The organism is Pseudomonas sp. OIL-1 (genome assembly GCF_010669185.1).
Taxonomy (GTDB): domain Bacteria; phylum Pseudomonadota; class Gammaproteobacteria; order Pseudomonadales; family Pseudomonadaceae; genus Halopseudomonas; species Halopseudomonas profundi.
In genome coordinates this window covers 2,467,121-2,486,234 of record NZ_CP048629.1, presented here as the reverse complement: position 1 = coordinate 2,486,234, position 19,114 = coordinate 2,467,121, and the positions used below count along the sequence as shown (strand labels likewise).

At 59.4% G+C, this 19,114-nt stretch carries 14 protein-coding genes and 1 pseudogene; 2 read left to right on the top strand and 13 right to left on the bottom strand.

Annotated elements, in window-relative coordinates:
• Nucleotides 1-30: 30 nt before the first annotated feature.
• The 5 genes and pseudogenes from G3M63_RS11600 to G3M63_RS11580 all read right to left on the bottom strand — a co-directional run bounded on the left by G3M63_RS11600 (nt 31) and on the right by G3M63_RS11580 (nt 5,565).
• Complete coding sequence (locus G3M63_RS11600; RefSeq protein WP_163983221.1) at nt 31-2,244, bottom strand: xanthine dehydrogenase family protein molybdopterin-binding subunit; 2,214 nt, start codon at nt 2,242-2,244, stop codon at nt 31-33.
• Nucleotides 2,241-3,227, bottom strand: a complete 987-nt coding sequence (locus tag G3M63_RS11595) for a xanthine dehydrogenase family protein subunit M (protein WP_163983219.1) — start codon at nt 3,225-3,227, stop codon at nt 2,241-2,243. The genes G3M63_RS11600 and G3M63_RS11595 overlap by 4 nt, the downstream gene beginning before the upstream one ends.
• Nucleotides 3,224-3,864: pseudogene (locus G3M63_RS11590) on the bottom strand ((2Fe-2S)-binding protein). The gene G3M63_RS11595 and the pseudogene G3M63_RS11590 overlap by 4 nt, the downstream one beginning before the upstream one ends.
• Before the next feature lie 86 nt (nt 3,865-3,950).
• Nucleotides 3,951-4,616 (bottom strand): NTP transferase domain-containing protein, encoded by a 666-nt coding sequence (locus G3M63_RS11585; RefSeq protein ID WP_163983218.1) that lies wholly within the window; start codon nt 4,614-4,616, stop codon nt 3,951-3,953.
• Entirely contained in the window at nt 4,609-5,565 is a 957-nt protein-coding gene (locus G3M63_RS11580; RefSeq protein WP_163983215.1) for an XdhC family protein, read from the bottom strand. Before G3M63_RS11580 ends, G3M63_RS11585 begins: the two co-directional genes overlap by 8 nt.
• Nucleotides 5,566-5,921: 356 nt before the next feature.
• On the opposite strand from G3M63_RS11580, the gene G3M63_RS11575 reads away from it, so the two are divergent.
• Entirely contained in the window at nt 5,922-8,306 is a 2,385-nt protein-coding gene (locus G3M63_RS11575) for a heavy metal translocating P-type ATPase (RefSeq protein WP_163983214.1), read from the top strand.
• Nucleotides 8,303-8,710 carry a Cu(I)-responsive transcriptional regulator gene (gene cueR, locus G3M63_RS11570; protein WP_163983212.1) on the top strand — a complete coding sequence of 136 codons (408 nt, stop codon included), beginning with the start codon at nt 8,303-8,305 and terminating at the stop codon, nt 8,708-8,710. Before G3M63_RS11575 ends, cueR begins: the two co-directional genes overlap by 4 nt.
• Before the next feature lie 772 nt (nt 8,711-9,482).
• On the opposite strand, the gene flgL is transcribed toward cueR, so the two are convergent.
• The 8 genes from flgL to G3M63_RS11530 form a co-directional block, all read right to left on the bottom strand.
• Nucleotides 9,483-10,742, bottom strand: coding sequence for a flagellar hook-associated protein FlgL (flgL, locus tag G3M63_RS11565; protein WP_163983210.1), 1,260 nt, complete (start codon nt 10,740-10,742; stop codon nt 9,483-9,485).
• 13 nt (nt 10,743-10,755) lie between these two features.
• Nucleotides 10,756-12,744, bottom strand: coding sequence for a flagellar hook-associated protein FlgK (gene flgK, locus G3M63_RS11560; protein ID WP_163983208.1), 1,989 nt, complete (start codon nt 12,742-12,744; stop codon nt 10,756-10,758).
• A 3-nt stretch (nt 12,745-12,747) separates the two neighbouring features.
• Nucleotides 12,748-13,845: a flagellar assembly peptidoglycan hydrolase FlgJ gene (gene flgJ / locus G3M63_RS11555; RefSeq protein ID WP_163983206.1), complete on the bottom strand. Its 1,098-nt coding sequence runs from the start codon at nt 13,843-13,845 to the stop codon at nt 12,748-12,750.
• 12 nt (nt 13,846-13,857) lie between these two features.
• Nucleotides 13,858-14,958, bottom strand: a complete 1,101-nt coding sequence (locus G3M63_RS11550; RefSeq protein WP_150300386.1) for a flagellar basal body P-ring protein FlgI — start codon at nt 14,956-14,958, stop codon at nt 13,858-13,860.
• Between the two features lie 10 nt (nt 14,959-14,968).
• Nucleotides 14,969-15,646, bottom strand: a complete 678-nt coding sequence (flgH, locus tag G3M63_RS11545) for a flagellar basal body L-ring protein FlgH (RefSeq protein WP_150300387.1) — start codon at nt 15,644-15,646, stop codon at nt 14,969-14,971.
• A gap of 16 nt (nt 15,647-15,662) precedes the next feature.
• On the bottom strand, nt 15,663-16,448 hold the full coding sequence (gene flgG / locus G3M63_RS11540) for a flagellar basal-body rod protein FlgG (protein ID WP_150300388.1): 786 nt from the start codon (nt 16,446-16,448) through the stop codon (nt 15,663-15,665).
• Between the two features lie 177 nt (nt 16,449-16,625).
• Nucleotides 16,626-17,366 (bottom strand): flagellar basal-body rod protein FlgF, encoded by a 741-nt coding sequence (gene flgF / locus G3M63_RS11535; RefSeq protein ID WP_163983204.1) that lies wholly within the window; start codon nt 17,364-17,366, stop codon nt 16,626-16,628.
• Between the two features lie 220 nt (nt 17,367-17,586).
• Complete coding sequence (locus G3M63_RS11530) at nt 17,587-19,098, bottom strand: flagellar hook protein FlgE (RefSeq protein WP_163983203.1); 1,512 nt, start codon at nt 19,096-19,098, stop codon at nt 17,587-17,589.
• Nucleotides 19,099-19,114: the final 16 nt, after the last annotated feature.

Sequence of the window (19,114 nt, the reverse complement as noted above, 5' to 3'; positions counted from 1 at the left end):
CTGAAAACCTGGCGTAGCCGAACGCCGCAGTTATTCAGAGGCGTCCTGGAGCAGCTTGTCCAGCGTGATGGGTAGCCCGCGCACACGCTTCCCCGTCGCATGGTAAATGGCGTTTGCTACCGCCGCTGCGACGCCCACAATGCCGATCTCACCGACGCCCTTGGAGCCGAGCTGGTTAACCACCTCGTCATGCTCCTCAACGAACAACACGTCAATTTCACCAATGTCGGCATTTACCGGAATGTGGTATTCGGACAAATTGTGGTTCATGAAGCGACCCAGGTTATGGTCCATCTGGGTTTCCTCATGCAATGCCATGCCGATGCCCCATACCACCCCGCCCACGATCTGGTTGCCAGCGGTCTTGGGGTTGATCACGCGCCCGGCCGCGATGGCACTGACCGCGCGGCTGACCTTGACGGTGCCCAGCGCCTCATCGACCTTCACCTCGATGAAGACTGCAGAATGCGTTGCGGTGGCGTAGTTGTCGCGCTGCTCGCCTGGCTCAATGCTGACCTCCACCTCCAGCTCACCCGCTGCGGCGATTATCTTCTCGAGCTCAACGGCCTGCTGCGGATCGGCCTTCAGCGTCATGGAGCCGTCTGCAAAGTCAACATCCTCCAACCTTGCCCCGGCAAAAGCCGAAGCGGGCATCTGCTGCACCGCATCCAATAGCTTTTGCTGTAACCCGGCGCAGGCCTGTTGCACCGCGCTACCTACCGAAGAAACCGTGGCCGAGCCACCTTCCAACGGCGCAGTCGACAGGCTGGAGTCGCCCAGCTGGAAATCCACCCGCTCCATCGGCAATCCCAACGCTGAAGCGGCGATCTGCGTCATGACTGTGTAGGTCCCCGTGCCGATATCTGCGGTAGCACTGCTGACCATCAGCTTGCCGTCCCCGCCCATGCGAGCCTTGGCACTGGCCGGCATTTGCAGAGCCTCCCATACGCCGGTAGCCATGCCCCAGCCGATCAGTTGATTGCCCTCGCGCATACTGCGCGGCTCAGGCGAGCGCTGCGACCAACCGAAACGCTCGGCACCCTGCTCGTAGCATTCACGCAGGGCCTTGCTTGAGTAAGGTAAGTCCTGATTCTGGTTGCGCTCGCTATAGTTGGTCAGCCGCAACTGCACCGGATCGACGCCGGCCGCGTAGGCCAGCTCGTCCATCGCACATTCCAGTGCGTATACGCCGATGGCGGCGCCTGGCGCACGCATATCCAGCGGCGTGTACACATCAAGCGGAACAAGCTGGTAATCCAGTTTTACATTCGGGCAGTCATACAGCATGCCCGTCCACTCGACCTCATGTTCGGTGAAGTCCTCGAAGGAAGACGTCTGCCCGATTGCCTGATGGGTGAGTGCCTGCAACCGGCCACTGCTATCCGCACCGACGCTCAGCCGCTGAATACTGCGCGGTCGATAACCGAAGGTGAACATCTGCTGACGCTTGAGCGCAACGCGTACGGAGCGCTTCAGCTTCAGCGCCGCCATGGTTGCCAATACCAGTTGATATTGTGGTCGCAAGCCAGAGCCGAACGCGCCGCCAGTAAAGGGCGACAGGATGCGGATCTGGCCCTCCATGCCGAACACGCCCTCCAGGTAACGCATGCAGTTCTGAACACCCTGGGTCTTGTCGTGGATTTCCAGCTGCCCGCCCGCCAGGTAGTGAACCGTCGAGGCATGCGGCTCCATCGGATTGTGATGTTCGACCGGCGTGCTGTATTCCAGATCCAGCCGGATATCCGCCTCGCTCAACGCCTGGGCTGCATCGCCCCGGGCCGGCGGCAGATCGACCTCTGCTTGATGCGCGGTATCCAGTCGTGCGCGCAGATCGGTGTGGTGCGGCTCAGCGGCATATTCAATCTCGACCAGACTGCCGGCATAACGCGCCAGTTCGAGATTATCGGCCACCACCAACGCGACCGGCTGTCCGCTATAGAGAATCCGGTCGTTATACAGCGGCCGAAAGGGTGAGCCATCGCCCGCGTCGTCATCCTCGTATGGCTCGTCGTAACTGGCCACTGGCGGGCGGTTCTGATGAGTCAGCACCAGCGCCACACCGGGCACCGCTTCGGCGGCGCTGGCATCGATACGGGTAATTCGACCCTTCGCGATGCGGCTGTTGACGACGCTGCCATACAGCAGGCCCGCTTCGGGAAACTCGGCGGCATAACGCGCCTGACCAGTAACTTTCTTCGGACCGTCGACCCGATCCAGCGGCTGTCCTACGGGTGAATGATTCATGCTGCGGTCCCCCTTGCTGCCTCGGCCAGGGCGCGTTTGATCGCCCGGCGCGCTAATTCGATCTTGAAGGCGTTGTGCTCAAAACCACTGGCGCCCTGTAACAGCAGTTGCGCAGCCCGGTCGAAGGCCAGTGGCTCGGCCGCCTCACCGATCAGCGACGCTTCGGCGGCATCGTCGCGCCAGGGTTTATGCGCCACGCCGCCGAGGGCGATACGTGCCGAGCGAATCACCCCGCCATCGATCTCCAGAGCGGCTGCGACGGACACCAGGGCAAAGGCATAGGAGGCGCGATCGCGCAATTTGAGATAGGCGCTGTGTTCAGCGTAACCAGCGGCTGGCAATTCAATCGCTGTGATCAACTCACCCTCGGCGAGTGTGTTGTCACGCTCCGGTTCGTCGCCGGGCAGACGATGGAAGTCCCGAAAGTCCACACGGCGCTCGCCCTGCGGACCGCTGACATGGACCACTGCATCCAGCGCAGCCAGCGCGACACACATGTCCGAAGGGTGCACCGCAATGCACTGCTCGCTGTGGCCGAGAATGGCGTGCATCCTGTTGAGTCCGTCGCGCGCCGGACAGCCGGTGCCCGGCTCCCGTTTGTTGCAGGGCACGGTGCTGTCGTAGAAGTAATAACAACGGGTACGTTGCAGCAGATTGCCGCCAGTGCTGGCCATATTGCGCAGCTGCGGGGAGGCGCCAGCCAGTATCGCCTTGGCCAACAGCGGATAGCGCCGCTCAATCAATGCATGCCAGGCAAGGTCGGCATTGCTGACCAGCGCACCGATCCGTACGCCGCCGTCAGCCGTCTCTTCGATGGAATCCAGAGGCAGGCCGGTGATATCGATGAGCTGTTTTGGCCGCTCGACGTTTTCCTTCATCAGGTCCAGCAGGTTGGTACCACCGGCGATATAGCGGCTATGCGGACCGAACAGGCTGATGGCTTCATCTATGCGGGTGGGGCGCGCGTAGCTGAACGGGTTCATGGCTTCACCTCCCGCACACCGTCATGCCCATCCGCTGATGCGCCCGCCTCGAATACGCCGACCCTATTGCGCGTTTCCGGCATGGCTGCCTCGATCGCCGCGAGAATGTTGGGATAGGCACCGCAGCGGCACAGGTTGCCGCTCATCTGCTCGCGGATATCATCGGCGCTCTGCGCCCTGCCCTCTGCCACCATTCCGATCGCCGAACAAATCTGCCCCGGCGTGCAATACCCGCACTGAAAGGCATCATGGGTAACGAATGCGGTCTGCATCGGATGCAATCCGTCTTCGCTGGCCAGGCCTTCAATTGTTGTCAGCTCGGCTCCATCATGCATGATCGCCAGGGTCAGGCAGGCATTGATGCGCTTGCCATTGAGCAGCACGGTGCAGGCGCCGCATTGACCATGATCGCCAGGGTCAGGCAGGCATTGATGCGCTTGCCATTGAGCAGCACGGTGCAGGCGCCGCATTGACCATGATCGCAGCCTTTTTTGGTACCGGTCAGGTCGAGTTGCTCGCGGAGCATGTCGAGCAGAGTGGTCCAGGGATACACCTCCAGCGTCCTGGGCTCTCCGTTCAGTTTGATGGTGATGGAACAGATGGCGATGCCATCCGCGTTCGCAGATGCTTCAGTCATGGCAGCCTCACAGCATATTTGTTGGAGTCCGCTATCCGTGCGTTGCGCAAAGCCCGGCATTACGCCCAGGCTGAATGCGTGTTTTATCAGGGTTTCAGTGACGTACGACCCCGGAAGAAAGCGGATCGTTCAGGTGTTATCGAACGCTGACTGCGTTGCAGCACATCTTCCGGCCGGTCGATATCCACTAACACCCCGGGATCATCCACGGCCAACTCAACGACATCACTCTGCGCAAACAGCTGTTGTGCCCCCCGGTCGCCCTTCAGTCCGAGCAGTGTGTTCTGATGCAGCGTGCCAATCCCGCGCGGATGACCGCGCTGTCCTTGATTCACCGGGACCACCGCCCTTTCCGGGCGAATCGCTTCAGCAATACGCTGAACCGTATCGGGCCTGACATAAGGCATATCACCAAGCGCCACCAGCCAGCCGCGTTGCGCTGGGTACTGGGCTACCGCCTGAGCCAGACTGTGGCCCATCCCATCGGTACGAACGGTAAGCACCGCTGCATCAAAATGCGCTGCTTCTTGATCAAGCCAGGCGAGCAATTCACGATTGTCACGCCGCACAACGACAACAAGCTTCTCGGCAACGCCTCGCAGCGCCCCAAGCGTAGATTCGATCACGAGCCGGGAGTCTGGTGTGCGCTCACAGTGAGCCAGCATCTTGTCGGTGTCATGCCGCTCGCGAAAGCGACTGCCCTGCCCCGCTGCAAGGACTATCGTGCAGACGTTCGAGCGCAGGTCAGACATTGAACCGCGCCCCGACACCGTTACGGATGGCCACGATCTCAGCCATTAACGACAGCGCGATTTCCGCTGGTGTGCGGCTACCAATGGCTAGGCCGATCGGTCCGTGCAGGCGTGCCACCGCCGACTCGGCGAGACCCAGCGACACCAGGCGCGTCCTGCGTTTGTCGTTGTTGACCCGCGAGCCGAGCGCGCCTACATAAAAGGCTTCGGACTCCAGCGCCTTGAGTAGCGCCAGATCGTCGAGCACCGGATCGTGGGTCAGAGCGACCACAGCGGTGTGCGCGTCCGGCTCGATCGCTACCACCGCATCATCCGGCATACCTGCAACGAAACGGGTACCCAGCGCCGGCCAGTCATACTGATAACCTTCACGCGGATCGCAGACCAGCACCTCGAAACCCAGACCGACGGCCAGCTCTGCGGCGTAGCGCGACAACTGACCGGCGCCGATCAGCAACAGACGCCAGGCCGGCCCGAAAGGCGCACGGAGTCTTTCGCCGTCGAACTGAAGGGATTCATGCTCATTCGTCGGAAACAGAGTAACGACACCGCTCGCAATCTCAACTTCTCGCGTTACACGCTCATGCGCGGCGCAGCGCTCAAGCAACACATCAAGCCAGCCGGAATCGGTCAGCGGCTCGCGCAGCAGACGCAAGGTACCGCCGCAGGGTAATCCGAAGCGCGCGGATTCTTCCTTGCTGACGCCGTAATTGATGATCTGGCAATGCTGTTGCGGGTCGTGAGGCGGCGGATTGGCTAAAAGATCATCCTCAATGCAGCCGCCAGAAACCGAACCCTCGACCCGGCCATCGTCACGCAGCGCCAATAACGAACCGACCGGGCGCGGCGCGCTACCCCAGGTCTCGATTACCGTATACAGCACCACATCATGTCCTTCGCGCAGCCATTCTCTGGCTCGGCGCAGGACGCCCAGATCTACCGTATCCATCCCGCTCCTGTTTTTTGCATGACCAGACTCGAAGCCGATATGTGAGTCACGATTGGCCCACTGAACTTGCTTACAGCGCCGGTCGAGGGACTGTCGAGTTCCACCTCGGCACAGCTATCTTCGACAGCTACGCCGGCCGGGATGGAACCGGCCCTCCATCACACGCCGTATCATGGAATATCAAGTTTCACCTCGACGATCCCGTCCGCCCGATTCACCGCTGCCCAGCAACGGCGGCGTCCTGCTTGTGACCGACCCTTACCGGTGTAAGTTCGTGTGCTGTTCAGAGCCCGCCGGCTTGACCTTGACATCATGTCAAGCGCCATGCTCTGGTAACTGGTTACGAGGAACCGCACATGAGCACTGTTACCCTTCATATAAACGGCATGAGTTGCGCCAGTTGCGTGCGCCGCATCGAGCAGGTGCTGGACAAAGCGACCGGCATCAGCTCGGCGGAGGTCAACCTGGCCTCAGAGACCGCGCGTCTGGAGATCGACGATCCGAAGCAGCTCGGTCCCGCCTGCGAAGCGCTGGACCGGGCCGGCTATGGCGTCACAACCGAACACCGGCAGCTCGCCATTGCTGACATGACCTGTGCCAGTTGTGTCAGCCGGGTAGAAAAAGCGCTTCTGAGCGTTCCTGGCGTAGTGGGTGCGCAGGTCAATCTGGCCAGTGAGCAGGCGCGTATCACCCTGCTGCCGAGCACAGATGATTCGGCTGTTCTTGCTGCATTGGACAAAGCCGGTTACCCGGGCAAATGGCTGGATGAAGGTCGCGCTGAGGATCCCGAACAGCAATCGGCGAAGCTGCGTCACCAGCGCTGGCACCTGATCGCCGCAGCGCTGCTAAGCGCCCCGCTCGCGTTGGGCATGGTGCCAGAACTCTTTGGTCGGCATGACCTGATGGTGCCGCCCACGATCCAGCTGGTGCTGGCGTCCATCGTGCAATTCGGTTTCGGCGCCCGCTTCTATCGTGGCGCCTGGCACGCCCTGCGCAACTTCACCGGGAACATGGACCTGCTGGTCGCCATGGGTACTTCAGCAGGCTGGGCGTTGAGCACATGGCATGTCATCAGTACCCCCGCCGGGCAGATGCCCGTGCTGTATTACGAAGCGTCCGCGGTCATCGTCACCTTCGTGCTGCTTGGCAAGTATCTGGAGAGTCGGGCCAAGGGGCAGACGCTTGAAGCCATCCGTGCGCTCACCGCACTGCGCCCGGACACGGCACGCCTGCGAACCCCCGAGGGAGATCGCATGGTGCCGCTTGATCAGATCAAACCCACTGACCTGATAGTGGTACAACCGGGCGAACGTATCCCGGTCGACGGAATGGTGCGCGAAGGCGGTAGTCACGTCGATGAATCCATGCTCACCGGCGAGAGCCTGCCGGTCAGTCGCCAGCCCGGCGAACTAGTCAGCACCGGTGCAATGAACCTGGACGGTGTACTGATACTGGAAACCACCGCTGTCGGCCACGACACCATGCTCTCGCGCATCGTGCGCCTGGTGGAAAGCGCACAGGCCTCCAAGGCACCGATCCAGCGACTGGTGGACCGCGTCAGCGCGGTGTTCGTCCCGATTGTGGTGGTGATTGCGTTACTGGCCTGGGGCATTGGCAGCTTCTGGTTCGGCGCTGAGCAGGCACTGCTCAATGCCATCGCCGTGCTGGTAATTGCCTGCCCCTGCGCGCTCGGCTTGGCGACGCCCACTGCGATCATGGTGGGTACCGGCATCGCTGCCCGGCACGGCATTCTGATTCGCGATGCCCAGGCGCTGGAGCTGGCGCATCGGGTCGATAGCGTCGTGTTCGACAAGACCGGCACGCTCACCGAAGGCAAGCCGGAACTGAAAGCATTCGAAACCGGCGATACACCCTACACACAGGCGCTGGCCTGGGCCGCATCGATTCAGAAACATGCCGAGCATCCATTGGCCACGGCGCTACTGAATCATGCTGCTGATCAGGACGTGAAAGCAGAACCTGCCAAGGATTTCCGCGTGCATGCAGGTCGTGGCGCCAGCGGCATGGTCGAGGGGCACAAGGCCTGGCTCGGCAATGCTTTGCTGATGCGCGAACAAGGCATGGATCTGTCTGCCTGGGAGCAGACTATCGAACAGCACGAAGCCGAAGGTCGGACCATTTCCTGGCTCGGAATCGATGATGGTCAGCCCAGAGTGGTCGCCCTCATGGCGTTTGCCGATACCCTGAAGGCCTCTTCCCGGGCCACCGTTGACCAACTGACTGCGGCGGGTATCGAAAGCTGGTTGATCAGCGGAGATAGTCAGGCAGCCGCCGGAGCAGTGGGTCGTGAACTGGGCATCAGCCACGTCGAGGCGCAGGTATTACCCGCCGATAAAGCCAGGCACGTTGAAGCGCTGCGCGCCAAGGGCCGGGTAGTTGCCATGATCGGCGACGGGATCAACGATGCGCCCGCGCTCGCCGCTGCGGACGTCGGAATGGCCATGTCTACTGGTACGGATGTGGCAATGCACAGCGCCGGCATCACGCTGATGCGCGGCGAACCGCAGTTGGTCCCGGCGGCGCTGGATATTTCGCGTCATACCTGGCACAAGATCCGGCAGAACCTGTTCTGGGCATTCGTCTATAACAGCGTAGGGATTCCGCTCGCGGCAGTTGGCCTGCTGAACCCCATGCTGGCCGGCGCCATGATGGCCGCAAGTAGCGTCAGCGTCGTCGCCAACGCGTTGTTACTCAAACGCTGGAAACCGGAGATCGCATGAATATCAGTGAAGCCGCAAAGGCCAGCGGGCTCACCCCGCGAATGATCCGCCACTACGAAAGCATTGGCTTGCTGCCCTACGCCGAGCGCAGTGCGGCGGGCTACCGGCGCTACAACAACCGAGATCTGCACACGCTGCGTTTCATTCATCGAGCACGCACGCTGGGGTTCAGCATCGAGCAGATCAGCCAGTTATTGGCGCTCTGGCAGAACCGCGAACGCAGTAGCGCCGAGGTCAAATCGCTGGTGAAGGATCATTTATTGGAGCTCGAGGAAAAAATCGCCGGATTACAGGCCATGCATGACTCACTGGCCCATCTGGCAGACTGCTGCCGAGGCGACGCCCGACCCGAATGCCCGATTCTGGACAATCTGGCTGAGGATGCATGCGATACGAAACACTGAAGGGAACTACAGAGGACGGCGTCCGCCTGGAACTCGCCGCGTCACCCTGGGGGTGTAGCGCGCCTGCGCTACGCCAGGTTCCGCCGCACGCTCATGTTCATTGCTAGACCAGTCGCTAGCCTGAACCCGTCGGCGAGTTCGAACCTGTCGGCGCGCAGGCGCACGCCAACCCCAGGAAAAACCCATTCAGCGTCGCTACGCCAGCACCTACCTGGGGGTGTAGCGCGCCCGCGCTACGCCAATGTCTTGCTGCACGCCCATGTTCACCACAAAATCAATCGTTAGTCTGAACCCGTCGGTGCGTCCGAACGCGGTCCGGGCCGCACGCCAACCTCAGGAAAAACCCTTCTGGCGCCGCTACGCCAGCGCCTCCCTGGGGGTGTAGCGCGCCTGCGCTACGCCAAGTTCCGCCGCACACTCATGTTCATTGCTAGACCAGTCGCTAGCCTGAACCCGTCGGCGAGTTCGAACCTGTCGGCGCGTCCGAACGCGGCCCGAGCCGCACGCCAACCTCACGAAAAACCCTTCTGGCGCCGCTACGCCAGCGCCCCCCTGGGGGTGTAGCGCGCCCGCGCTACGCCAAGGCCTTGCCACACGCTCATGTTCAACACAGAGTCAATCGTTGTTCTGAACCCGTCGGCGCGCAGGCGCGCGCCAACCCCAGGAAAAACCAGCGCCGTCCTGGGGGTGTGGCGCGCCTGCGCTACGCCAAGGCCTTGCGCCACATCGACCCAGTCGTCGAGCAGGCGCTCGACAACCCCAGGGATGACTACTAGCGCAGCAGATTAAACAAACTCATCCCGCTAATCTTGACGAAACTCTGCTGCGCCGCCTGCAGCACCACCGACTCCAGACTCAAACGACTGAGCGCTTCGGCATAGTCCAGATCCTCGATACCCGATTTGACCGTGGTATTGATCAACTCCGCTTCAGCATGCTCGTTCTGGGTGGACTCGATAACATTCATCCGCGCACCAATCGAGGTCTGTACGCCGAGGACCTTGTTCATAGCGTTGTCGAGGTTTTGCAGGCTGACCGACAACGCTTCGCTGCGAATGCGTTTGTCATCTGTGCTGTCGCCGCCATTCTCGAGGCTCGTGCGCAACAGCGAGATGGTATCAAGGATGCCGCGCTTCTCTTTGTTCTCGATGGAGAAGCTGCTACCAGTGCTGAGGTCTCCATCGATAGTGATGGATAGACCGTGTATCGAGGTGCTGTAGGAACCATCCTCGTTCGTAGTGAGAGCATATGCTGGCCTGGGGTCGCCCCCGGACTCAGAGCCGAAATGCAATTGCAAACGGCCTTCGGCGTCTCTGCTCAAGCCATCCTCAGCGCTATCATCCAAAACAAAACTTAGCGTTTCGCTACCGCCATTAGCGAAGTGCTCGTTAAAGAGTGCTTCATCATTTATTTCGCCCAGAGAAATTCGCGCAGTCGATGAGGTCGAGCGGGTCTCCACACGATTGGTGTTAGAGATATCAACAAACAACTCCTTGCCATTGTCATTGATCGCAACGGACTTTGAACCGGCAATCTGGACAAAACGCTGCCCTTCATCGCCCTTGTAGTTATAACTGCCATCGGCCTCTTTCACGAAGGGCGGCTCATCACTCTTGTACCCACCAAAAAGATACTCGCCCCGGGCGTTTTTGGAATTCATCAGCCCGAACAGCTCTTTCTCACGCTCAGCTAGCTCTTGTGCCAAAGCTTCCCGACCGCCTTGATCAAGCGCACCGTTACCCGCCTCAAGGGTGATCTCGCGCACCCGCTGCAGGATATTGTTGACCGAGTTCAGCGTCGCCTCTTCCTGCATCAGGCTATTGTTTGCCGCGGTCAGGTTTCCCTTGTATTGCTCAAGCTTGCCGGCTTGCTGGTCCAACTGCAGCAGGCGCACACTCCCGACCGGATCGTCCGCAGGCGTCATGATGCGCTTGCCGGAGCTGATCTGCTCCTGGGTGCGCGTCACGTTGCTGTAGTTATTCTGCATTCCCTGCACGCCGTTATTGAATGCCTGTATTGTCGAAATACGCATGGCCGTTTCCCTGTCAGCGGATGCTGCTGATCAATGTATCGAATATCGAACGTGCAATCTGAATAACCTGGGCCGAGGCGTTGTAATACTGCTCGAACTTCATCAAGTTGGCTGCTTCTTCATCCAGATTCACCGCCGACACCGAATCGCGATTATTGGTCGCCTGCTTGAGTACAGCTCCGCTGGCTTCGCTTTCGGAACGCGCCTGGGCGGTCTGGGTACCAACGTGCTGAATCAGGGTTCCGTAACCATCGGCAAAGGAGAAACCCTTGGTGTTCGCCTCGCTTTTTCCCATCACTGCGACAGTTTGCAGGTTGGAGAGTTGCAAGGCGTTACGGTTATCCGATGTGCCTGTATTGAAACTGATTTCGAATTTGTCGCCCGCCGCAGGTTGGTCAGACAGTTTCAACTTGAAGTCGTAGCCGGCGACGGTCACTGAAACCTCTTTCAAGTCTTTCGATACGGTGTACGCGAAATCATCGGAGGCGCCTGTCAAACTGTAACCGGTTTCAGTTCGTTCCAGCTTCAACGGTAGAGTGCCCTTCAACGCATCGGCATTTAGTGTTTGGGCCGTTGTCAGAAGAAGCTCTGCACTAGCGGTACCACGGTTATTCAATTCCTTCTTAACCGAAACAGGCGCAGCAAAAGCCAGGTCCTGCGGATTTTTTATCTGGACATCCATGGCCGCCGCACCCGACCGAGTCGGCATAACAAGAAACCGATCGTTAGCGTCGATTGACGCGGGCGCCGTAATTTTGAACCCATTCGGATGAACCGCAGTAAACGAAGTGCCGTCTGGTTCAAATTTAAGCTCCGTCAACTGCCCCCCTGGAACGGCTCTTATTGTCGCCGTCGGAGGTATTGGAGGCGTGGCAGGTATTCCCTCGACCGGCGGTGCCGTAAACGTTACTTCGTAGTCTGACAACGTCAGCTTCTGTGTATCAGTAATCGAAACGTTCAGAACCGAATCTGATTTATTTCCCTCAAGCGCGTTACTACGTGAAGACTGCAGAGAGGGGGCATTGATATCAGCAAACAGCCCCGCCCCCACCTCACCATTCAAATCCAACCCCTGCGCCAGCTGCTGATTGAACTCACTGGCCATCGACAGCGCCAGACGCCCTACCGAGTTCAACGCATTGTCCAGCTCACCGCGATACCGCAGTATTCCGCCGAGCTCGCCGCCACTGATCAGACCAGTGATATCCTGGCTCGTGTTGCCACTTTTGAGATGTATTTCGACCCTGTTAGGGTCGGTCCGGCCAGGTTCGATGGTCAGGCTGGAAGCATCATTTCCCACCACCAGCGGCTGACCAGTCCCTACGAACAGGTTGACCGTGTTGTCATCCTGCGGCACGACAGTCACGCCAACGTACTCGCTCAGCTGCCGAATCGCCTCATCCCGCGCATCAAGCAGATCGTTGGGCTGCGCACCCTGGGCTGACGCCTTGGCGATGGAGTTGTTGTAGGACGCTATATTGCTGGCCAGACGGCTGACCTGATCGGTCACCGTGCCCATCTGCTGGCCGATAAATTCGTTCTGTGCAGTCAACCGCTGCCCTACATTATTGAATTTGCCCGCCAGGCCTTCCGCTTCGGCCAGGAACAGCTGCCGCGCCGGCAGACTCGACGGGTCTTCAATGGCAGTCTGTAGCGCGCCGAAATAGCTCTGCATGGCCGGGTTGATCCCGGTCGCGCTGCCGGCGAGCAAGCCGTTCAGTTCTTCAATCTGTGTCTGGAACGCAGTGATCTCAGCGTTCATGGAAGTGCTGGTGCGTACCTGATTGGTCAGGAACTGGTTATGAATGCGCTGCACATCAACAATGTTGGTGCCGTTGCCAATGTAACCAGCACCGGTAAAGCTCGGATCACGCGCGGCTTGCAGGGCGGTCTGCCGCGTATAGCCAGGGGTGTTGATGTTGCTGATGTTCTGGCCGGTGATCGACAGGTTGGTCTGCGAACTCTTGAGACCGCTGAGGCCGATATTGAACAGGTCTGCCATGACTTATGCCTTATCCTGGTCGAGGACACCGGTGGCAGCGTTAGCCAACCCGTCCTCATTCAACAGTTTCTGTGCGATCTGAGATACCTTGCGCGCGTACTGCGGATCGGTGGCGTAGCCGGCACGTTGCAGTTCGCGGAAAAACTGATCCGGGTCAGCGGTGTTGCTCAGCGCTTCTTTGTAGCGTCCGTTACTCTCCAGAAAGCTGACGTAGTCTTCAAAGCTCTGCTCGTAGGAGTCGTAGCTCCTGAAGCTGGCGCGCTCCTGACCTTTCACACCCTCACGGTATTCCGAGGTCATCACGCTGGCGGAGTCACCCTGCCAGACGCCGTGGGTCTTGATGCCGAACAGGTTGTGACTGCTGCTGCCATCACGCTGCCGAATGACCGACTTGCCCCAGCCGGTTTCCAACGCTGCCTGGGCTACCAGATAATGCGGGTCGACACCCAGCCGCGCGGCCGCTTTTTCAGCCATGGGTAGCATTGCAGCGGTGAACTCGGCCGGGTTGTTGAAATGCGCGGGTGCGCGGCCAGCAGAAGCCTGCTGCGTCAATGCCTGCATGCTGCCGGGCCCTGTCTTCACCCCGCGCAGAGCACGCATTGGCTGCCATTCATTTGACGGCTCGGTTTTAGGCGCGGCGTCGGGCTGGGCGGTTTCGGCAGCAACGGCGCGGTAGCTGGAAATCCCCAGGCGGCGACGCGCCAGCTGCACGGACTGATCTGCGGCCTGCACAGCCTCGCCCTCGGCCGATGCTTGCTGCGCCGAAACCGAAGCCGAAGCCGAAGCCGGTGATTTGTTCGGCGACAATTGCCGCATCATCACATCCGCCAGGCCTACGCCCTGCTTATCAGACAAATGCATAGTCATCTGATTATCGTACATGCCCTGATAGAACTTGGTCTGCGGGGTGTTCAGCGGGTTGCCCTCGGCAAAGGCCGCGTTGGCATCGCGCATGCTCTTGACCATCATGTTCATGAACAGCGATTCGAACTGCTTTGCCACGCGCTGCAGGTTCTCCGGGCTGTTGGCCTTGCTGCCCGCCTTGAGCTGGCTCATGGCGTTCAGGTCGGTATAGCTCATATTGCTGCTATTCATGTTCATGGGCGTGTCCCTTCAGATAACCACAAGGTCAGCGTTCAGCGCGCCGGCCTGTTTGAGCGCTTCGAGGATGGCCATCAGATCGCCCGGTGCGGCGCCCACCTGATTCACCGCCCGCACGATCTCATCCAGAGAAACCCCTGGATTGAATACGAACATGCGGCTGTCGCCCTCTTCGATATCGATCTGCGAGCTCGGCGTGATAACCGTCTGCCCGTCATTGAACGGCGCATTCGGCTGGCTCACCTGCGGGTTCTCGGAGATGGTCACCGTCAGGCCACCGTGGGTAACCGCAGCGGGCTGCACCCGTACATCCTGACCAATCACGATGGTGCCGGTACGCGAGTTGATAATGATCTTGGCGGTCGCATTGCCCTGCTCCACCTGCAGGTTCTCTACCATCGACAGGTAATCGACGCGCTGGTTGGGGTCCAGCGGTGCGCGCACCCGGATCGAACCGCCATTCAGCGCCTGCGCCACGCCCGGCCCGAAGGTCTCGTTGATGCGGTCAACCACGCGCTTGGCAGTGGTGAAATCCGGACGGTTCAGGTTGAAGGTCAGGTGATCGCCGGAGGCGAAAGGACTCGCGACCGCACGCTCGACTGTTGCTCCGCTAGGGATGCGTCCGACGCTGGGGACGTTCACGGTAATCCGCGAACCATCCCGGCCTTCGGCGCCAAAGCCGCCCACCACCAGATTGCCCTGGGCCACGGCGTAGACCTGACCGTCTGCGCCCTTGAGCGGCGTCATCAGCAGGCTGCCGCCGCGCAGGCTCTTCGAGTTACCAATCGACGAGACAGTGATATCGATGGTCTGGCCCGGCTGCGCAAAGGCCGGCAAATCGGCGTGAATTGCCACCGCGGCCACGTTCTTGGTCTGGATGCGTGTGCCCGGCGGAACCGTAATGCCGAACTCGGTCAGCATGTTGTTGAAGGTCTGCACGGTGAAAGGGGTCTGGCTGGTCTGGTCACCCGAACCGTCCAGACCCACCACCAGGCCATAGCCGATCAACTGGTTGCTACGCACGCCGGCAATGCTGGCGATATCCTTGAGCCGCTCGGCATGGGCGAGCGGGCTGAGCAGCAGAACGCACAGGCATACCATCAATGTACGCATCATCATGTTCCTAGAAAGGCCACAGCGGGCTGAGGAAGAACTGGCTCATCCAACCGGGCTGGCTGGCGTTGGCAAAGGCGCCGGTTCCGGAGTAGGTAATCCGTGCGTCGGCTACGCGAGTAGAGGGCACTGTGTTGTCTGGGCCGACATCATCACTGCGCACCAGACCGGAGATCCGGATCAGCTCGTCGCCGTTGTTCAGGGTGATCCACTTCTCGCCACGCACCTGCATCAGGCCGTTAGGCAGCACTTCGCTGATGGTGACGGTAATCGAACCGGTCAGGCTGTTGGACTGGTTGGCTTGTGCGTCGCCGTCATAGGAGCGGCTGCCGCCCATGCTGACGCCCAGATCCAGCCCCTTGGCGCCCACTACATTACCCAGCAGCGTAGGATTGAGAATCTCCGCCTCGCTGTTCTTGCTTATCTCGTTGTCCGCGCTTTTACGCGCTGCGGTACGTTCTTCCAGCGTAATAGTGATGATGTCCCCGACGCGATGTGCCTTGCGATCGCCATACAGGCTGACCTCGAATCCGGACTGGTAGATAGCGCCATTGTTCAACGCCTGCGGTATCGGCGTGCGCGGCATCACCGGCGCATAAGCCGGATCATTGGGCTTGGGCGGCACCTGAACGCAGGCAGCCAGACTCGACACAGTCGCTACCAGCAAAACGGAACGCAGAGCATTCATCAGTCGGTTACTCCTGTTACAGATTCTGGCTGACGTATTGCAGCATCTGGTCAGCAGTGGAGATCACCTTGGAATTCATCTCATAGGCGCGCTGGGTGGTGATCATGTTGACCAGTTCTTCGACGACGCTGACGTTGGAATTTTCCAGGGTGTTCTGCAGCACAGTGCCCAGGCCGTTTTCGCCAGGATTGCCGGCCAATGGCGCACCGCTGGCGGCGGTTTCCATATACAGGTTGCTGCCGATGGCCTGAAGTCCGGCGGGGTTGATGAAATCAGCCGTTTGCAGATTGCCGATTTCCTGCACGCCCGGATCGCCAAATACCGTAATACTGACCGTGCCATCTTCACCCACGGTGAATGACTGGACGTCTTCGGGCAACTGAATGCCCGGCTCGAGCGGGTAACCATTGGACGTCACCACCTGCCCTTCCGAGTCCAGATGGAAACTGCCGTCACGGGTATACCCCATGTTGCCGTCCGGCATCAGGATCTGGAAAAAACCCTTGCCGTTGATGGCCAGGTCAAGCGGCTGCTCGGTAGTCTGTAGCGAGCCCTGGGTAAAGATTTTTTGGGTGCCGACAACCTTTACACCGGTACCTGTCTGCAGGCCTGAGGGCAGCTGGGTGTCCTGGGTGCTCTGCGCGCCGGGCTGACGCTTGACCTGATAGAGCAGATCCTCGAACTCAGGGCGATCACGCTTGAAGCCGGTAGTGCCGACGTTGGCAAGGTTGTTGGAAATGGTGGTAAGCATGGTGTCCTGAGCCGCTAGCCCGGTCTTGCTTGCCCAAAGTGCTGAATGCATGGTGTTCTCCTTGTGCCGATGGCCGGCACAGCCTCATTCGGAACCGCTGAAAACTACTGCGCTCGGCCATGCTGCGTTGAAACCTCGCTCGAAATGCTCATTTACAGCTCGTAAACTCCGCTTTCTCGCTCAATTTCGCCTTGCCTGACCTTCGCTCGCTACGTTTTCAGAGGCTCCTCAGTTAATTTGAAGAATCTTGTTGGTGGACTGTGCGTTCTCTTCGGTGGTGCGCATCATCTTGATGTGCAGCTCGAACTGCCGCGCCAGTGACAGCATGGAGGTCATCTCCTCCACCGCATTGACGTTGCTGCCCTCAAGAAAGCCTGTGGTGATCTTGATCGCGCCATCAGCTGGCTGCTCGAGCTGGCCCTCGACGCGCATCAATCCGTCGTCACCCTTGCGCATCAGATTGCCCGGCGGATTCACCAGCTTGATGCGGTCGATTTCCGCTAGCACATTGGGGGCTTCGCCCTGCGCACGTACGGTGATGGTGCCATCGGTACCGATCTCGACCTTGTCTGACGGCGGCAAGGCAATCGGACCACCATTGCCCAGCACCGGCATCCCACTAGACGTGCGCAAGATGCCGAAGGTGTCAATATTCAGGCTGCCGGCACGGGTATACGCCTCTCCGCCGTCCGGTGCCTGGACCGCAATCCAGCCGTCGCCTTCGATAGCAACATCCAGCTCGCGGCCGGTTTCCATCAAGGGTCCGCCGGACATATCGGTGCCGGCCCGTTCAGTCATGGCATAGACGCGGGTCGGGTGGGTTTCGCCGAACACCTGCATTGACCGGGCCTGCTCGAAATCCCGTTGAAAGCCAGGCGTGCTGACGTTCGCAAGATTATTGGCATGCGCACCCTGCGCCAGCATGTTCTGGCTGGCGCCGGTCATGGAGATGAATAAGGATTTGTCCATGCATAACTCCCGTTTCGACCACTGCGACAAGGAATTGCCGCTTTTAACGTCTCTAGGGAGTATCAAGCACAGTTCATGCCACATCCGCTTTATACCGAATGGGTAATGAAATCAAGGAGTTATTGTTGGCGCGGATAGCAAAACGGCAATAGCTGGCAGATCAATGCCATCTATTGCCGCGGGGATCGCTACGCCCGAGGGGGCTCAGCGTCTATTAACGTTAACGCAGATTGATGATGGTCTGGGTGACGGCATCTTCGGTCTGAATGGTTTTGGAATTCGCCTGATAGTTGCGCTGGGCAACGATCAGGTTGATCAGCTGTTCTGACAGATCCACGTTAGACTGCTCAAGCGCCCCGGATTGCACGCGTCCAAGCGTACCCGCGCCGGGCTTGCCAATGACCGGCTCGCCGGATTCAGATGACTGAGCCCAGGCAGTCTTGCCCAGCGGCGACAGACCCTGCTGATTAGCAAAGGAGGCCAATGCCAACTGGCCCTGAACCTTGGTCTGGCCGTTGGTGTAACGCGCCACCAACAGACCTTCGTCATTGATTTCCAGGCCGGCGAGGTCGCCGGTGGTGTAGCCATCCTGGGAAACGGCAGTGACAGCGAAATTGGCGGCGTATTGAGTAGAGCCCTTCAAATCGATATCGAAATTCATCGGCAACGCACCGGTTGGCTGGCCGGCTTTATCCGTGGGTTCCCAGCCCGCAACTTCCAACGCCCGATCGGTGGTAGCTAGTTTACCAGTCGAATCAAAATTCAGTTTAAAAGGGCTATCACCAGTCACCGACTGGTTTCCGATCATTACGTGCATGTCCCAGCTATTACCGCCGGTTTTGACGAAGTACTTGGTCATGACGTGCGGGTTGCCCTGACTATCGTAGACGTTGACTGATGTGGAGCTGTTATACGTAGAGGAATCAGCCGGGACGAACGAACCACTGGCAACGCTCAACGCGGCAACTCTAGCTGCCGAACGTTCGTCTGGAGTTCTATCATCAACCACCTGCTTCAATTCTGTTGCGACAGCCCCGCTCCTGGCGTCGATTTTAGCCTGCTCGATGTCACCGCCATCTGCGTCAGGATTGTCCAGTTTATAAGCGTCCTCATCGAAATTGTCATATACCGTGTTGCCTACCTCTTCAGCCGCAGTTATTTCTTCTTCTGTTGGCTCCAACAACCGCGTAATTTCGTCCTCTAAAGCTTGGGTCCAGATAGCTGGGCTTACGGAAGTAGAGTTCAGGTTGAGTGTCGATTCGACGACGGTAGTTGCGTTAGGCTCTGCTGCGCGGGTGCTTATCTGAAGATCCACCGGAACCCCATCCTGAATTTTTCCCGAGACCTCATTCACGCCATAACCCTGCAACCGTTCGCCAAAGTTATTGACGATATTCCCGGAAGCGTCAGTCCCGAAATAACCCGCCCGGGTATAGCTCAGCGCACCGTTGTTGCTGGTGACAAAGAAACCATTACCGTTGATCGCCAGGTCCAGGCTGTTCTCGGTGAAGTTGACCGCGCCCTGGTTGAACAGCTGCGCAACGTCGCCTGTGACGACGCCGCTACCGACTGCGTTACTGCCCGAGCCAAGCACGGACGCTGCATACACATCAGCGAATTCGGCGCGTGAACCCTTGAAGCCGACCGTACCTGCGTTGGCGATGTTGTTACCGGTGATATTCAGTTCAGATGCCGCCGCCCGGATACCACTCAAACCTGTGTTGAAAGACATGCTGTACTCCTTGTCC